Raw genomic sequence first — 14,778 nt, forward strand, 5'->3', positions numbered from 1 at the left:
CAGTCATTGGACAATCGCCAGTTGACGCGGACGTGGATCGGGTCACAGGCTGCCATGGTCGGGTTTTCCCACGTTGACAGACTCATGGCCCGCCGCCGATCATCGCGCTTGACGCTGCGACAGACGGACCACCGGGAGGGACACCCATGCGACACCTGACGGCCTTGGCTTTGGCCCTTGCTTTCGCCCCCATGCCCGGCGTCCTGCACGCTCAGGATTTCGTCGGCTTCGACCGCAGCAGCTTTGGCCGGGTGGTCCTGAACCGCAACCAGAGCGCCGGAACCGGCGATATGGATTTCGAGATGTCGGTTGGGCAGTACAACAACGAGTCGATCCAGAATTATTCGCCCACCAGCGTCTTTGCGAAGATGGGCCATTCGGTCGGGCGGCTCGACATTCTGACCGACAGCGGCATCTTCCCCTGCACCGCCTTCATCGTCTCTGACAAGCACATCCTGACCAATTACCACTGCGTTCCCGGCATCCTGAACAACCCGCAGGCCAAGGCGACGCGCATCGACGCGGTGCAGTTCGTGGCCGGCTATACACAGCAGGGGGTGGAGGAAGGCACGCGGACCTACATCGTCTCGCCGACGCCGGTGGAGGCTTATGAAGATCTCGATTACGCGGTGCTGGAGGTGCTCGGGAATCCGTCGTCCGACTATGGCACGCTGACGCTCTCCGATGCGACGCCGCAGGACGGCGACCCCTATTGGGTGATCGGCCATCCGATGGGCGAGGCGCAGCGGATCAGCCGCGAGCAATGCCGCGCCAACCGCCCTGCCCTGTCCGGGCACCAGCTTCTGCACACCTGCGACACGCTGCCGGGGAATTCCGGCTCGCCGGTGATCGACGCCTCCTTGCAGAAGGTGATCGGGCTGCATCATGCGGGCTCGAAGAAGGACTCGGTCAACTTCGCCATCCCGATGAAGGACATCCTCGCGCGGTCCAAGGTGCTGATGGCTGCTCTCGGCACAAATCCCGGGACGGTGACGGATGTGCCGGTGAACCCGGCACCGCTGCCGGGCAAGGACGAGACGGCGATGGATTTGGCGCTCTGCGACAGTCTGTATAAAGAGGCGAAGGACCTCGGCCAATGCTTCGGCTACGAGGCCTATCTCGCCAGTTGCGAGGGGCACGCCTACGCGATCTTCGCGCAGGGCTACGTCAACAGCCAGTGCGGCGGCGATCCGGCGCCCGGGACCGATACGGCGGCGAACACACCCGCGCCGACATACACGCCCCCTGCCCCGACCTACACCCCGCCACCAGCGCCGACGAACCTGCGGCCGTGGTGCGGCAATGGCGGGCTGAACAGCACGGAGCGGGCCATCTGTTCCGATGCCTATCTTGCCGGGCTCGACGAAGAGATGACCCGCGCCTACGGCAACCAGAACCACACCTCCGCCGGGGACCAGAGCGCCTGGCGCACCGGCACCCGCGATGCCTGCGGCAGCAATGCCTCCTGCATCGGGCAGGTCACGCTGGCACGGATCACCTACCTGAAAGGCTCCGGCCCGGCGCGCTCCTCCGGCGGCGGCAGCGGGTACAGCCTGCGGAGCGGCAACTACACGCTGGCCTCCTCGCAATGCTACATCATCACCGCCTCCCGCACCTCCGTCGCCGAAGCGCTGGATTTCGTGTCCCAGTGGTTCCCGGGCAACCCGAACACGCGGCTGTTCCAGGCGACGAACGGCTATTACGCCGTGGCCTACGAGGTGACCTACCGCAGCCAGGCGGACGGGCGGCTCGCACAGCTGAAATCGCAGCGGATCATTCCCTCGGACAGCTACTGTTCCGGCGGCGACCGCTATACCGCCGAGGTGATCCGCAGCGGCGGCAGCGCCCCCGCCCCGGCACCCTCGGGCTACAGCATGTACGTCGACAACAACTCCGACATGTCGCTGAACGTGCGCAGCGGGCCGGGAACGAATTACGGCATCGTGACGGAGGTGCCCTCCGGTGCGATGGTCACCGTCACCGGCACCAATGGCCAGTGGTCGAATATCCTGACGGACCGTGGACAGCGCGGCTGGGTCTACTCGCCGCTGCTCACCTCCAACCGCCCGGCAGCGCGGAAGACCTGCACGGGGTGGGTCACCGGGCTTGGTCCGATTTCGCAGTACAACCGCAGCACCGGCTCGGGTTACCTCTCCGTGCGCAGTGCGCCGAGCACGAAATCCGGCAAGAAGCTGTCCGAGCTTTACCTCGGTGACCGGGTGACGGTGCTGGCGCAGGACGGCTCGTGGGCGCAGGTGCGCTGCGCCGCGGGCCAGTGCATGAACCCCTACGAGGGCATCGGCGGGGCGACCGGCTGGGCCTCCAAGAAATACCTGAACATTCAATGCAATTGATCGCAGCGGGCCGCCGCGCCCCGGGAGACATTTCGATGAAGACGCGCCTTCTTGCCACCGCCCTGAGCCTTCTCGCCGCCCCGGCGCTGGCCAATGACGCCATGCCGCTGCCCGGCGATGCCACGCCGCAGGAAACAGCGGTCTACGCCACGCTGGAGAAACATTGCGCCCGGTGCCATCAGGACGGGGCGCTGAAGGAAGGGCTGGACAAGGCGAAGTCGGGTTTCGGCCATGTGCTCGACCTGCGCCGCCTCGCCCATGATACGAAATTCGTCATCCAGGGCCAGCCGGTCGGCTCGAAACTCTACGACGTGATCGGAGAGTACAGCTTCCCCTCGATGCCGGACGATTGCACCGCCTCCGATTGCTACCCCACCGATGCGGAGATGAAGGCGGTGTCGGACTGGATCACCGAACTGGCCAACGCCGCCCCGCCCGCGCGGGACTTCGTGCCCTTGCGGGATCTCTATGCCGCCGCGCAGGCGGACCTTGCGGCGCAGCCGACCAACCGGCGCGGCCAGATCCGCTACCTCTCCCTGCGCCCCCTGCACAACGACACGGATGTGACGGAGGAGAACCTCGCCGGGTATACGGCGGCGACGGTGAAGCTGGTCAACGCGCTGTCGTGGAATCCGATCCCCTACAAGATGGAGCCGGTCGGCCCGCATGGCGTGCTGATGCGCATCTACCTGCCGGAAATCGCGTGGAGTACCGACACATGGGAGCTTCTGGCGTCGAAGTATCCTTACGCGATGACGTCGCAGACCGACCCGAACCTGAGCATCCTGCAACAGACCGCCGGCACGCAGGTGCCGATCATCCGGGCCGACTGGTTTGCCGCCACAGCGCCGGTCTCTCCTCTCTATTATGACCTCCTCGGCCTGCCCGACACGGTGCAGGGGCTGGAGGCGAAGCTGTCGCTGGACCTGATCGGCAACATCCGCAGCGGGCAAGTGATCCGCGCGGGGTTCCAGAACTCCGGGGTCAGCACCAACAACCGGCTGATCGAACGGCACGCGATCAACACCGGCTTTTTCTGGACCTCCTACGATTTCGCCGGATCGAAAGGCGTGCAGAGCTTCTTCCAGAACCCGCTTGGTCCGGTTGGGGCGTTCACCGACACCAGCTATGGCGATGCCCATGCCTTTCACCATGACGGCGGCGAGTCGATCTTCACCCTGCCGAACGGGTTTCACGCCTATTACCTGAACACCGCCGACGGCGCCCGGCTCAACGTCGGCCCGACCGCCATCGTGCGCGACGACGATTATTCGGACGGCACCGGGGAAGTGGTCAACGGCATCTCCTGCATGTCCTGCCATTCCAAGGGCATCCGACTGAACGAGGACAAGGTGCGGGACGTGGCGATGGCCGATTTCTCGCTGCCCGCCGAGGCGCGTCAGGTGATCGACCAGATCTACCCGGGACAGGAGGAGGTGGCGAAGTATCTCGCCGCCGACACCCAACAATTCTTCGGCGCAATGCGCAGCGCCGGGCTGGAGCCGGAAATCACGGCGGGCGGGCTGGAGCCGATCCGCGGGCTGTTCGTCTACCATGTCGACCGTTTCATCAACTTCGCACAGGCGGCCAACGAACTCGGGATCACCGAGGACACGCTGCGCCAGCGCTCCGCCTTTGCCGGGACCGACCTCGCCAGCCTGATCCTGCGGCTCGACCAGTCGCCGATTGCCCGGGACGAATGGACCGCGGCCTATCCGGCGCTGCTGGAGAAGGTAACCGATTACCGGCCGATCGTGCCCGTGGACAGGACGCCGACGCATCTGTCGGCCTCGGTGTCGAAGGTGCTGGCGGGCACGGATTACGTGCCCCCGGCCCCGGCGGCGAAGCCGGTCGCCCGTCCGACGACCTATGCCGATGCCGCCGCCGCCCCGGCCTATGACCCGGGCCAGCACAGCGCCCCGGCGCAAAGCCATCTGACGGTCTACACCGACAAACCGACCTACAAGGTGGGCGAAGGGCTGAAGATCATCGTGGAGCCGAAGCAGGACTGCCGCCTGACCCTGATCAACATCGACGACCAGAAACGCTCCTGCGTGCTCTACCCGCACCCCGCCCTGCCGGACGAAGTGATCCCGGCAGGCGGGCAGTACATTTTCCCGCCGCGCGGCTCGCTGAAGACGCAGTATGTCGGCGTTGAGACCATCCTCGCCATCTGCAACGGCGGTACGGCGGCGATCCAGGCGGAGACGCGGGACACGTCGTCCGTGTCCTGCGACGTCTCGCAGAATGCCTCCGGCGTGGGCAAGTACGAGACAGTGGTGAACGAGGTGCTGGCGCTCGACCTTGGCGCCGACGAGCAGCAGACGCTGAGCGGCGCGAGCTTCAAGGCGGTGTCGAGCCACAACCCCGACGTGGCGAAGGCGCAGATTTCCGCCGTCGTCACCGCGCATTGAGGGAATTTGCCATGCGTCTTGCCCTTGCTCTCGCCCTGATGCCGGTCATGGCCCTCGCCCAGTCCGGGGAGATCTTCATCCCCGGTCAGACCGATGTCTTCCAGCCGCCCGCCGCGCCGCAATCCGCCCTCGCCGCCTGCCTCTCGGAACCCACCGCCGCCAATTGCGCGGCGGTGCAGGGGAGCGCGGAAGGCATGGCCTTCGAATCCGTCACCGGCTCGGCGATCCAGTTCGAGACGCTGGTTCTCGACCTCGACGACGGCGCGGTAACGGCCCAACCCGCCCCGCCGCCGCAGACGCCGGATTACACCGCCCCACCGCCGAGCCATGGCAAGGTCGCCCTGCCTGCCGTGGCCGTCACCATCGAGTTCGACTACGACAGCGCCCAGGTCCGCGCCGACCAGATCGGCAAGGTCGTGAGCCTGATCAACGCCTTCCAGGACCCGGCGCTTGCGGGCGCGGCCTTTGCCATCATCGGCCATACGGATGCCGTGGGCTCGGAGGGATACAACTGCGATCTGTCGCGGCGGCGGGCGGCGTCCGTCACCGCGGCGCTGACCGGCGGCTACGTGACCTTGCCGCTCTACCCGGTGGGCTTCGGCGAACATGTGCTCAAGAACACCTATGACCCGCGAGCGGCCGAGAACCGCCGCGTGACCTTCATGCGCCTGCCCGCCTATCCGGAGCAGGTGCTCGCCACGGCGGGGGCAGTCTGCGGCTATTGATGGCCCGAGACCCAAGGTCAGGCCCGGGTTCTCTTCGCTCGCCCACGCTTGACAGATATTCCCTCATTTCCCATCAGTCCGAAACCCGCGGCTGACAGGACCCCCTCAAACCATGGCACGCAGACCTACCATAACCGACCTTGCCCGGGAATCCGGCGTCAGCGTTGCCACAGTGGACCGCGTGCTCAATGGCCGCGCCCGGGTGCGCGAGGAGACGACCCGCCGGGTCTATGACGCGGCACGCAAGCTCGGCTATCACGCCACCGCACTGATCGGGCAACGGATGACCGCCGACCTGCCGGAGCGGCGCTTCGGTTTCGTGTTCCACAAGGAGCGCCACGCGTTTTACCAGACCCTGCGCGAGACCATGGAGCAGGCCGTAGCCGACGCGCCCAACATCCGGGGCAAGGCGCGGTTCGCCTTTGCCGAAACCCACGCCCCGGCCGAATTCGCCGCCTTGATGGAAAAAATGGCGCAAAGCTGCGACGCCATCGCCGCAACGGCGGTGTCGGACCTGCAGGTCAGCGATGCCGTCAGCCGTATCCAGGACAGGGGCAAACCCTGTTTCGCCCTGCTCAACGACTTTGCGCAGGGGATTCGCCAGAGCTATGTCGGGCTGAACAACCTCAAGGCCGGGCGGATCGCCGGTCACATGATGGCCTCAGCAATGAAAACCCCGGGCAAGATCGCGGTCTACGTCGGCGGCCATCGCTGGCACGGGCACGAGTTGAGGGAAACCGGGTTTCGCAGCTACCTGCGCGAGTACGCGCCGGAGAGTTCCGTGCTGGAAACGCGGGTCAACCTCGAGACCCGGACGCAGACCTGCGAGGCGACGCGGGAACTGCTCAAACGCCACCCCGACCTGCGCGGCATCTACTGCGCGGGTGGCGGCATGGAAGGGGCGATCTCGGCGCTGCGGGAGGCGCGGCAACCGGGAGATGTCACCCTGATCGTTCACGAACTGACCATCGAAAGCCGCGCTGCCCTCGCCGAGCATCATGTCTGCCTCGCCATCGCGACGCCGCTGCAACGGCTGTGCCGCGACACCGTCCGGCTGATGAACGACAGCATCGCGCATGATCACGCTCCGGCCCTGACCGGCCAGCACTTCCTGCAGCCGGACCTGTACCTGCCGGAGTCCGTGTGACGCTGCAGCAGGAAACCGGCTGACGCACGCCGCCGATCCCGCATACCTGGCACGCAACCTATCATTCATGCGAGGAAGCGGGGGGCGCATTCTTGACCAATCTCCTTCATCCGCGCACTTTCCGCGCATCGTTGTCGCAGGCAGGCGCACGCCGCGCCGTACCGTTTTCGACCCCCGGAAGGACCCCTCATGCCGAAACCCCTGGACGTGATCACGATTGGCCGTGCCGGTGTTGACCTGTATGGCGCTCAAGTTGGCGGGCGGTTGGAGGACATGGCGTCCTTCGACAAGTATATCGGCGGCTCTCCGACCAATATCGCCTGCGGGACGGCGCGGCTCGGGCTGAAGTCGGCGCTGATCTCCCGGGTTGGCAACGAGCACATGGGACGGTTCATCGTCGAGCAGCTCAGGCGCGAGGGGGTCGAGACCAGGGGCGTCGTGACCGATCCGGAGCGGCTGACGGCGCTGGTGATCCTGGGCATCCGCGACCAGGAACAGTTCCCGCTGATCTTCTACCGCGAGAATTGCGCCGATATGGCGCTGTGCGAGGACGACATCGACCCCGACTTCATCAAATCCGCGCGCTCGGTCGTGCCCACCGGCACCCACCTGAGCCACGAAAACACCCGCGCCGCCGTGCTCAAGGCGCTGACCATTGCGCGTGAGAATGGCGTCAAGACGGCGCTGGACATCGACTATCGCCCGAACCTCTGGGGTGTGTTGGGCCATGGCGACGGCGAAAGCCGCTTTGCCGAGAGCGCGGCGGTGACGGCGCAGTTGCAATCGACGCTGCACCTGTTCGACCTGATCGTCGGCACCGAGGAGGAATTCCACATCGCCGGAGGCTCCACCGACACCATCGCCGCCCTGCGCGCGGTGCGGGCCGTGTCGCATGCCACGCTGGTCTGCAAGCGCGGGCCGATGGGGGCGGTGGCGTTTGAGGGCGACATCCCGGACAGCCTCGACGAGGGCCAGACCGGACCGGGCTTCCCCATCGAGGTGTTCAACGTGCTGGGCGCGGGTGACGGCTTCATGTCCGGGCTGCTCAAAGGCTGGCTGGATGGCGAGCCTTGGCCCACCGCGCTGAAATACGCCAATGCCTGCGGCGCGTTTGCGGTGTCGCGGCACGGCTGCACGCCCGCCTATCCGTCTTGGGAGGAACTGCAGTTCTTCTTTGAGCGCGGCATCCTCCAGCCCGACCTGCGCAACGATGCCGAGTTGGAGCAGGTGCATTGGGCCACAAACCGCCACACGCGGCCCGGCGCGCAGGCGGATGTCTTGCGCACCTTTGCCTTTGACCACCGCATGCAGTTGGAGGAGATGGCGGGATATACGCCCGAGAAGGGCGGTAAATTCAAGGAACTCTGCCTCGACGCGGCGCTAAAAGTTCAGAACGGCCAGCCCGGCTACGGCATCCTGTGCGACAACCGCATTGGCCGTTCGGCGCTGCACCGCGCGTCCGGCTCCGGCCTGTGGATCGGTCGCCCGACCGAGGACCCCGGCTCGCGCCCGATCCAGTTCGAGAAAGACCTCGGCATCGACTTTGGCCGGTTCCGCGAATGGGCGGTCGAGGACGTGGTGAAACTGCTGGTCTTCTGCCACCCCGACGACGACGCGACCCTGCGGGCGCTGCAGGAGGAACGCGTTTTGCGCCTGTTCACTGCCGCCCGCCGCGCGGGGCTGGAATTCCTGCTGGAGGTGATCCCCTCCAAGGTTGGCCCCGTGGACGACACCACGACCGCAGTGCTGATCCAGCAGTTCTACGATGCGGGGGTCTACCCCGACTGGTGGAAGCTGGAGCCGTTCAGGACCGATGCGGCGTGGCAGAACGCGGTCGACGCCATCGAGCGCAATGATCCGCGCACCCGTGGCATCGTGGTGCTGGGGCTGGATGCGCCCGAGGCCGAGCTGGCGGCGTCCTTCCAACTGGCGGCCAAGCAGCCCTTGGTCAAAGGCTTTGCCGTGGGGCGCACGATCTTTGGCGATGCGGCCCGGGCGTGGATGAAGGGCGATCTGCCGGATGCGGACGCCGTGGCGATGATGGCGGAGCGGTTTACTCGCCTGTGCGACGTTTGGGACGCGGCGCGGGCCCCGGCCTGAGTTTTCAGGGGAAGGCCGGAGGGCTTCGCCCCCCGTACCCCCCGGGTATTTGGACCAAGAAGAAACATGGGGCGGCGCGCCCCGGGGAGGATGGCATGGGAACGATCAGGTTGACCGCCGCGCAGGCGATGGTGCGGTATTTGTCGCAGCAAATGACCGACGAGGGCGATCGCTTTGTGAAAGGCTGTTGGGGCATCTTCGGCCATGGCAACGTCGCCGGTCTCGGTGAGGCGCTGTACAGTGCCCGGGAGGCGTTCCCGACGTGGCGCGGCCAGAACGAGCAGACCATGGCGCATGCGGCGATTGCCTTTGCCAAGCAGTCGGGGCGACGGCGGGCGATGATGGTGACCTCCTCGATCGGGCCCGGGGCGACGAACATGTTGACGGCGGCGGCGCTGGCGCATGTGAACCGCCTGCCGGTGCTGCTGGTGCCGGGGGATGTGTTTGCGGGTCGCCACCCCGATCCGGTGTTGCAGCAGGTTGAGGATTTCGGCGACGGGACGGTGTCGGCGAACGACTGCTTCCGGCCGGTCAGCCGCTACTTCGATCGCATCACCCGGCCGGAACACCTGCTGACCTGCCTGCCGCGGGCTATGGCGGTGATGACGGACCCGGCGGACTGCGGCCCGGTGACCCTGGCGTTTTGCCAGGATGTGCAGGCCGAGGCCTACGATTACCCGGAGGCGTTCTTCGAACCCAAGGTCTGGCACCAGCGACGCATCCGTCCGGACGCGCGGGAACTGGCCGAAGTGGCGCAGGCAATCCGCGCCGCGAGGCGCCCGGTGATCGTGGCCGGGGGCGGCACGCATTATTCGGGGGCCTGCGAGGACCTGCGGCGCTTCGCCGAGGCGCATCGCATTCCGGTGGTCGAGACGCAGGCGGGCAAGTCGGCCTTGCCCTGGGACCATCCGCTGAACTTCGGGCCGGTCGGGGTGACCGGGGCGTCCTGCGCGAACGCGATCTGCGAGACGGCCGATCTGGTGCTCGGGGTGGGCACGCGGTTCCAGGATTTTACCACCGGGTCCTGGGCGCTGTTCAAGGCACCTGGCCGGACGCTGGTAAGCGTGAATGTCGCGGCCTATGACGCGATGAAACACGGCGCGATGCCCCTGATGGCGGATGCGCAGGTGGCGTTGACGGAACTGGCGCTGGCACTCGAGGGTCACGAGGCGGCGGCCCCCGACGCCGCGCTCAAGGCGGACTGGTTCGCCGCGGTCGATCCGCTGTGCGAGGCGCCCCGCCCCTCAAGCAGCGACGCGGTAGGGGAAATACTGGGCGGCAACACCCTGCCGACCGACCAGCAGGTTATCGGTGCGGTGCAGCGGTCCTCCGGCCCCGACACCGTGGTCATGTGCGCCGCGGGGACCATGCCGGGCGAGCTCCACAAGCTGTGGAAGGCGCCGCGTCCGGGGGCCTATCACATGGAATACGGCTTCAGCTGCATGGGCTACGAGATCGCCGGGGCGATGGGCATCAAGATGGCCCAGCCGGAGCGCGACGTGATCTGCATGATCGGCGACGGCAGCTACATGATGGCGAACAGCGAGCTGGCGACGGCCTGCATGATGGGGATCAAGATCACCGTGGTGCTGACCGACAACCGCGGCTACGGCTGCATCAACCGGCTGCAGATGGCCACCGGCGGGGCGGAATTCAACAACCTGCTGGACACGGCGCACCACGTGAATCCGTCGAACATCGACTTCGCGGCGCATGCGGCGAGCATGGGCGCGGCGGCGGTGCACGTGGCGTCGATCGCGGAACTGGAGGACGCGCTGGAGCGGGCGAAGGCCGCCACAGGCCCGTTCGTCATCGTGATCGACACCGACCCCTACCCCTCCACCCCCGATGGCGGGTATTGGTGGGACGTCGCGGTGCCGGAAGTCTCCGACCGCGCGGAGGTCCTCGCCGCCCGCGAGACCTATGAAACCCGACTGAAGGACCGCGCAAGCCGATGAAACTGTTCGATGTCCAGCACCCTTTCTTCAGACCGCTCTGGCGCAGGGTGCTGACCGTCGCGCTGTGCACCGGCTGGGCCATCGTCGAGTTGTCCACCGGAAACCCCGGATGGGCGTTGCTGTTCGGGGCCATCGGGCTCTACTGTGCCCACCAATTCTTCATCGCCTTTGATCCCCCTTCGGACGGGGATGGCGAGTAACGCGAAAGGCTCTGTTCCATGAGCGATCTGCTGCGCAAACCCATCGGCACCTCTGGCCGGGTTCACAATATCACCGTGGAGAATGCGAAGGGGCCGACGTCGCCGGACTGGGCCTATGTCGGCTTCGATCTGTACCGGCTGGCCGCCGGGGAGACGGCGGCGGATGCCTGCGGCGACAGGGAAATCATCCTCGTGATGGTCGAGGGCAAGGCGAAGGTGACGGGCGCGGGCCGGGACTGGGGCGAGATCGGCGACCGGATGAGCGTGTTCGAGCGTACCGCGCCGCATTGCGTCTACATGCCGAACGGTTCGGAGTGGATGGCGGAGGCCACCACGGATTGCGTTATCGCCATCTGCGCCGCGCCGGGCATGGGCGGGCATGAAGCGCGGTTCATCGGGCCGGACGACATCACCCTGACTCAGCGCGGCAAGGGCACCAACACCCGCTTCATCAACAACATCGCCATGGAGAATGAGGACTTCTGCGATTCGCTGCTGGTGACGGAGGTGTTCACGCCGGATGGCAACTGGTCGTCCTACCCGTCGCACCGCCATGACGTGGATGATTACCCCAACATCACCTATCTCGAAGAGACCTATTACCACCGGCTGAACCCGGCGGACGGTTTCGGCATCCAGCGGGTGTATACCGATGACGGATCGCTGGACGAGACCATGGCGGTGAAGGACGGCGACGTGACGCTGGTGCCGCGCGGGCACCACCCCTGCGGCGCGCCTTACGGGTTCGAGATGTACTATCTCAACGTAATGGCGGGGCCGATCCGGAAGTGGCGTTTCGTGCCCGCCCCGGAAGTCGAATGGATCATGTCGAGGGACGCCTAACCGTCCGCGGCAAGCGACGCGCAAGCGTCTGCGGCGAGGGAGACGTCAGCCTCCTTCAACCGAGCTCTGCCACCAGCCCCGCCAGCCCGGACAGGTCCGGCAGTTCCCGGAACCGCTCTGCCTCCGGGGCTTCGGCGTGCTCCAGACCCCAGGCCAGATCGTGCGGCACATGCACTCCCCAGGCGCCCACGGCGATCGGCGGCAGCACGTCGGATTTCATCGAGTTGCCCACCATCATCGCCGCCTCCGGCCCGCCGGGGCAGGCCCCGAAAATGCGGGCGTAGGTGGCGGGGATCTTGTCCGAGACGATCTCAACCCCGTCGAACAGGTCTCCAAGCCCCGATTGCGCCAGCTTGCGCTCCTGATGCAGCAAGTCGCCCTTGGTGATCAACAGCACGTGATGTGTCCCGGCCACCGCCTCCACCGCCTTACGGGCATGCGGCAGCAGCTCCATCGGATGGTCGAGCATCTCCCGCCCGGCCTCCAGAAGTTGCGCGATCACCGCGGCGGGGACCCTGCCATCCGTCACCTCGATGGCGGTTTCGATCATGGAAAGGGTAAACCCCTTCACCCCGAAACCGTAGTGCCCGATGTTGCGTTTCTCCGCCTCCAGCAGCCGCGAGTCGAGCGTGTCCCGGTCCGCGTAGTCGGCCAGCAGTTCGGCGAATCGACCCTGCGTCAGGTGGAAGAACCGTTCGTTGTGCCAGAGCGTATCGTCTGCATCGAAGGCGATTGTTTGCAAAATTTTCACCATTCTGGCCCCCTTTTGATACGGACCCTTTTCGCGGCGGGCCGAGACGTTATATAGAGGCCTCTGATGATGGAATGCAAAAGCTTGGCTGACGTGATGAGACCGATCCTTTCGCCCCGTGCCATGGCGGGCAATCCGACCCGTCCCGGTGACGGCGACGTGGGTGTGGCGCTCGAGACCCGCCCCAAGACGAAGAAACCGCCGCTCTACAAGGTGCTGCTCCTGAACGACGATTTCACCCCGATGGAATTCGTGGTGCATGTGCTGGAGCGCTTTTTTGGCATGACCCATGCGCAGGCCTTCGAGGTGATGCTGACCGTCCACAAGAAGGGCGTCGCCGTCGTCGGCGTGTTCAGCCACGAGATCGCCGAAACCAAGGTGGGCCAGGTCATGGATTTCGCGCGGCGGCACCAGCATCCGCTGCAATGCACCATGGAAAAGGAATAGGGCACAGCCCGCCTTCGCATGAGTTCCGAACGCCTCCGATTTGCCATTTCGTCCGGCGGGCTTGCCCTGCCTGACGACGGGCCTGTTGCGCTGGTCGGGGCGCGAGTCTCGGACGGCCTGCCGTTGCCGGCGGCGCGCTGCCTCGTGGTCCAGACCTTCGCGCCGGAGGTGACGGCCTGGGAGGCGCAGGGGGCGCAGGTTGCCACCGCGCTGGAGGGCCGGTTTGCCGCTGTTGTCGTCACGCTGCCGCGCGCCCGCGATCTGGCCGAGGCGATGATCGCCCGGGCCGAGGCCGCCGCGCCCGGTGGGCTGGTCGTCGTCAACGGGGCCAAGACCGACGGCGTCGAGGCCATCGCGAAGGCCCTGAAAAGCAAGGTGGCGTTGTTGGGGCAGGTCTCCAAGGCGCATGGAAAATGCGTCTGGTTTCGCGCCGGGACCTCCCTGCAGGACTGGGCCCGCCCCGCCATGGCCCGCACGACGTCCGGCGACATGACCGCCCCCGGCGTGTTCAGCGCCGATGGCCCTGATCCGGCCTCCGTGGCGCTGGCCAAGGCATTGCCGGACACGCTCAATGGCACCGTCGCCGATCTCGGTGCGGGCTGGGGCTGGCTGTCTCGGGAGATCCTGCTGCGCGAGGGCGTGACGGCGCTGCACCTCGTGGAAGCCGAGCTGACTGCGCTCGACTGTGCCAAGGTCAATGTCACCGACCCCCGCGCCACCTTCCATTGGGCCGATGCGACCGCGTGGAAACCGCAGCGACCGCTCGACGCCGTCGTCATGAACCCGCCCTTCCACGTCGGCCGCAAGGCCGAACCGCAGCTTGGGCAGGCCTTCATGGCCGCTGCCGCCCGCATGCTGAGCCCGCAGGGACAGGTATGGATGGTCGCGAACCGCCATCTGCCGTATGAGGCCACCCTGTCCGCCCTGTTCCGTGATCATGCCGAGGTTGCCGGCACGTCCCAGTTCAAGATCCTGCACGCCGCCCGCCCGAAGGGACCGGCACGCAGGACCTGAGGAAAAAGGAAGCCTGCCATGAGTTTCAGCATCGAAGGCAAGACCGCCATTGTCACCGGCGCCGCCAACGGCGTCGGCCTCGCCATCGCCCGGCACTTCGTCAACAAGGGTGCGAACGTCATGTTCGCCGACATGGATGAAAGCCGGCTGGTGAAGGAATGCGGCGGCAAGACCTCGGACGAGAGCACCATGCACTATTTCGTCGGCGACCTGCGGGAGCGGTTGACGCTGGCGAACCTGCTGTCGGCGACGCTGGACACCTACGACCGGGTCGACATCCTCGTGAACGGCTCGCGGCAGATGGTGATGTCCGATCCGCTGGACCTCGACGATGGCTCGATGGAGCAGATGATCAACCAGAACCTGATGATTTCCCTGCGCCTGAGCCAGATCGTGGCAAAACGCATGATCAAGCAGGCGGAAGGGCAGGACAGCGGCCCGGTTGGTTCGATCATCAACCTGTCCTCCATCGCGGCGCGGCTGTCGAACCCGGAATTGCTGGCCTATTCGGTGGCCAACGCGGCGCTGGACCAGATGACGCGCTCGATGGCGGTGGCGCTGGCCCCGGAGCGCATCCGGGTGAACGGGGTCGGCATCGGATCGGTCATGTCGGCGAGCCTCAAGACCCTGCTCAAGGACCATCCGGAGTACCGCAAGGACATCGAGGCGCACACGCCGCTGGGCCGCATCGCTGCGCCGAACGAGTTGGTCGAGGCGGTGCAGTTCCTCGCCTCCGACGCGGCGGGCTTCATGACAGGGCAGATCGTGACCGTCGATGGCGGGCGCACGCTGCTCGATTCGGTGGCCGCACCGGCGCATTGATTT

Annotated in this window: 12 protein-coding genes; 11 read left to right on the plus strand and 1 reads right to left on the minus strand. The window is 66.3% G+C overall.

Going from position 1 to position 14,778, the window contains the following annotated elements; genetic code table 11:
- Nucleotides 1-146: 146 nt before the first annotated feature.
- The 8 genes from ACP159_RS13910 to iolB all read left to right on the plus strand — a co-directional run bounded on the left by ACP159_RS13910 (nucleotide 147) and on the right by iolB (nucleotide 11,741).
- On the plus strand, nucleotides 147-2,354 hold the full coding sequence (locus tag ACP159_RS13910) for an SH3 domain-containing protein (RefSeq protein WP_425100336.1): 2,208 nt from the start codon (nucleotides 147-149) through the stop codon (nucleotides 2,352-2,354).
- A 35-nt stretch (nucleotides 2,355-2,389) separates the two neighbouring features.
- Nucleotides 2,390-4,768, plus strand: a complete 2,379-nt coding sequence (locus ACP159_RS13915) for a DUF4384 domain-containing protein (protein ID WP_425100337.1) — start codon at nucleotides 2,390-2,392, stop codon at nucleotides 4,766-4,768.
- 11 nt (nucleotides 4,769-4,779) lie between these two features.
- Nucleotides 4,780-5,493, plus strand: coding sequence for an OmpA family protein (locus tag ACP159_RS13920; RefSeq protein WP_425100338.1), 714 nt, complete (start codon nucleotides 4,780-4,782; stop codon nucleotides 5,491-5,493).
- 112 nt (nucleotides 5,494-5,605) lie between these two features.
- Nucleotides 5,606-6,640, plus strand: coding sequence for a LacI family DNA-binding transcriptional regulator (locus tag ACP159_RS13925; protein WP_425100339.1), 1,035 nt, complete (start codon nucleotides 5,606-5,608; stop codon nucleotides 6,638-6,640).
- A 189-nt stretch (nucleotides 6,641-6,829) separates the two neighbouring features.
- Nucleotides 6,830-8,740, plus strand: a complete 1,911-nt coding sequence (locus tag ACP159_RS13930) for a bifunctional 5-dehydro-2-deoxygluconokinase/5-dehydro-2-deoxyphosphogluconate aldolase (protein ID WP_425100340.1) — start codon at nucleotides 6,830-6,832, stop codon at nucleotides 8,738-8,740.
- 95 nt (nucleotides 8,741-8,835) lie between these two features.
- Entirely contained in the window at nucleotides 8,836-10,698 is a 1,863-nt protein-coding gene (iolD, locus tag ACP159_RS13935) for a 3D-(3,5/4)-trihydroxycyclohexane-1,2-dione acylhydrolase (decyclizing) (RefSeq protein ID WP_425100341.1), read from the plus strand.
- Complete coding sequence (locus ACP159_RS13940; RefSeq protein ID WP_425100342.1) at nucleotides 10,695-10,898, plus strand: hypothetical protein; 204 nt, start codon at nucleotides 10,695-10,697, stop codon at nucleotides 10,896-10,898. The genes iolD and ACP159_RS13940 overlap by 4 nt, the downstream gene beginning before the upstream one ends.
- Before the next feature lie 18 nt (nucleotides 10,899-10,916).
- Nucleotides 10,917-11,741, plus strand: coding sequence for a 5-deoxy-glucuronate isomerase (iolB, locus tag ACP159_RS13945; protein WP_425100343.1), 825 nt, complete (start codon nucleotides 10,917-10,919; stop codon nucleotides 11,739-11,741).
- A gap of 55 nt (nucleotides 11,742-11,796) precedes the next feature.
- Here iolB and ACP159_RS13950 read toward each other — a convergent pair whose 3' ends face one another.
- Nucleotides 11,797-12,495 carry an HAD family hydrolase gene (locus ACP159_RS13950; protein ID WP_425100344.1) on the minus strand — a complete coding sequence of 233 codons (699 nt, stop codon included), beginning with the start codon at nucleotides 12,493-12,495 and terminating at the stop codon, nucleotides 11,797-11,799.
- A gap of 120 nt (nucleotides 12,496-12,615) precedes the next feature.
- On the opposite strand from ACP159_RS13950, the gene clpS reads away from it, so the two are divergent.
- From clpS to ACP159_RS13965, 3 genes are read left to right on the plus strand one after another with little or no spacing between them, the layout of a single operon-like run.
- On the plus strand, nucleotides 12,616-12,939 hold the full coding sequence (gene clpS / locus ACP159_RS13955; RefSeq protein ID WP_425100483.1) for an ATP-dependent Clp protease adapter ClpS: 324 nt from the start codon (nucleotides 12,616-12,618) through the stop codon (nucleotides 12,937-12,939).
- 18 nt (nucleotides 12,940-12,957) lie between these two features.
- Nucleotides 12,958-13,953: a class I SAM-dependent methyltransferase gene (locus ACP159_RS13960; RefSeq protein WP_425100345.1), complete on the plus strand. Its 996-nt coding sequence runs from the start codon at nucleotides 12,958-12,960 to the stop codon at nucleotides 13,951-13,953.
- A gap of 18 nt (nucleotides 13,954-13,971) precedes the next feature.
- Nucleotides 13,972-14,775: an SDR family NAD(P)-dependent oxidoreductase gene (locus ACP159_RS13965; RefSeq protein WP_425100346.1), complete on the plus strand. Its 804-nt coding sequence runs from the start codon at nucleotides 13,972-13,974 to the stop codon at nucleotides 14,773-14,775.
- Nucleotides 14,776-14,778 lie beyond the last annotated feature (3 nt).

The sequence above is a fragment of the Tropicibacter sp. S64 genome (assembly GCF_049803835.1).
In the GTDB taxonomy this organism is placed as follows: Bacteria; Pseudomonadota; Alphaproteobacteria; order Rhodobacterales; family Rhodobacteraceae; genus Pacificoceanicola.

Excerpts from the sequence above, each read along its gene's own strand:
- iolB (WP_425100343.1), top strand. The coding sequence starts at position 10,917 with ATGAGCGATCTGCTGCGCAAACCCATCGGCACCTCTGGCCGGGTTCAC.
- ACP159_RS13915 (WP_425100337.1), top strand. The coding sequence starts at position 2,390 with ATGAAGACGCGCCTTCTTGCCACCGCCCTGAGCCTTCTCGCCGCCCCG.
- ACP159_RS13960 (WP_425100345.1), top strand. The coding sequence starts at position 12,958 with ATGAGTTCCGAACGCCTCCGATTTGCCATTTCGTCCGGCGGGCTTGCC.
- ACP159_RS13940 (WP_425100342.1), top strand. The coding sequence starts at position 10,695 with ATGAAACTGTTCGATGTCCAGCACCCTTTCTTCAGACCGCTCTGGCGC.
- clpS (WP_425100483.1), top strand. The coding sequence starts at position 12,616 with ATGGCGGGCAATCCGACCCGTCCCGGTGACGGCGACGTGGGTGTGGCG.
- iolD (WP_425100341.1), top strand. The coding sequence starts at position 8,836 with ATGGGAACGATCAGGTTGACCGCCGCGCAGGCGATGGTGCGGTATTTG.
- ACP159_RS13965 (WP_425100346.1), top strand. The coding sequence starts at position 13,972 with ATGAGTTTCAGCATCGAAGGCAAGACCGCCATTGTCACCGGCGCCGCC.
- ACP159_RS13925 (WP_425100339.1), top strand. The coding sequence starts at position 5,606 with ATGGCACGCAGACCTACCATAACCGACCTTGCCCGGGAATCCGGCGTC.
- ACP159_RS13910 (WP_425100336.1), top strand. The coding sequence starts at position 147 with ATGCGACACCTGACGGCCTTGGCTTTGGCCCTTGCTTTCGCCCCCATG.
- ACP159_RS13930 (WP_425100340.1), top strand. The coding sequence starts at position 6,830 with ATGCCGAAACCCCTGGACGTGATCACGATTGGCCGTGCCGGTGTTGAC.
- ACP159_RS13950 (WP_425100344.1), bottom strand. The coding sequence starts at position 12,495 with ATGGTGAAAATTTTGCAAACAATCGCCTTCGATGCAGACGATACGCTC.
- ACP159_RS13920 (WP_425100338.1), top strand. The coding sequence starts at position 4,780 with ATGCGTCTTGCCCTTGCTCTCGCCCTGATGCCGGTCATGGCCCTCGCC.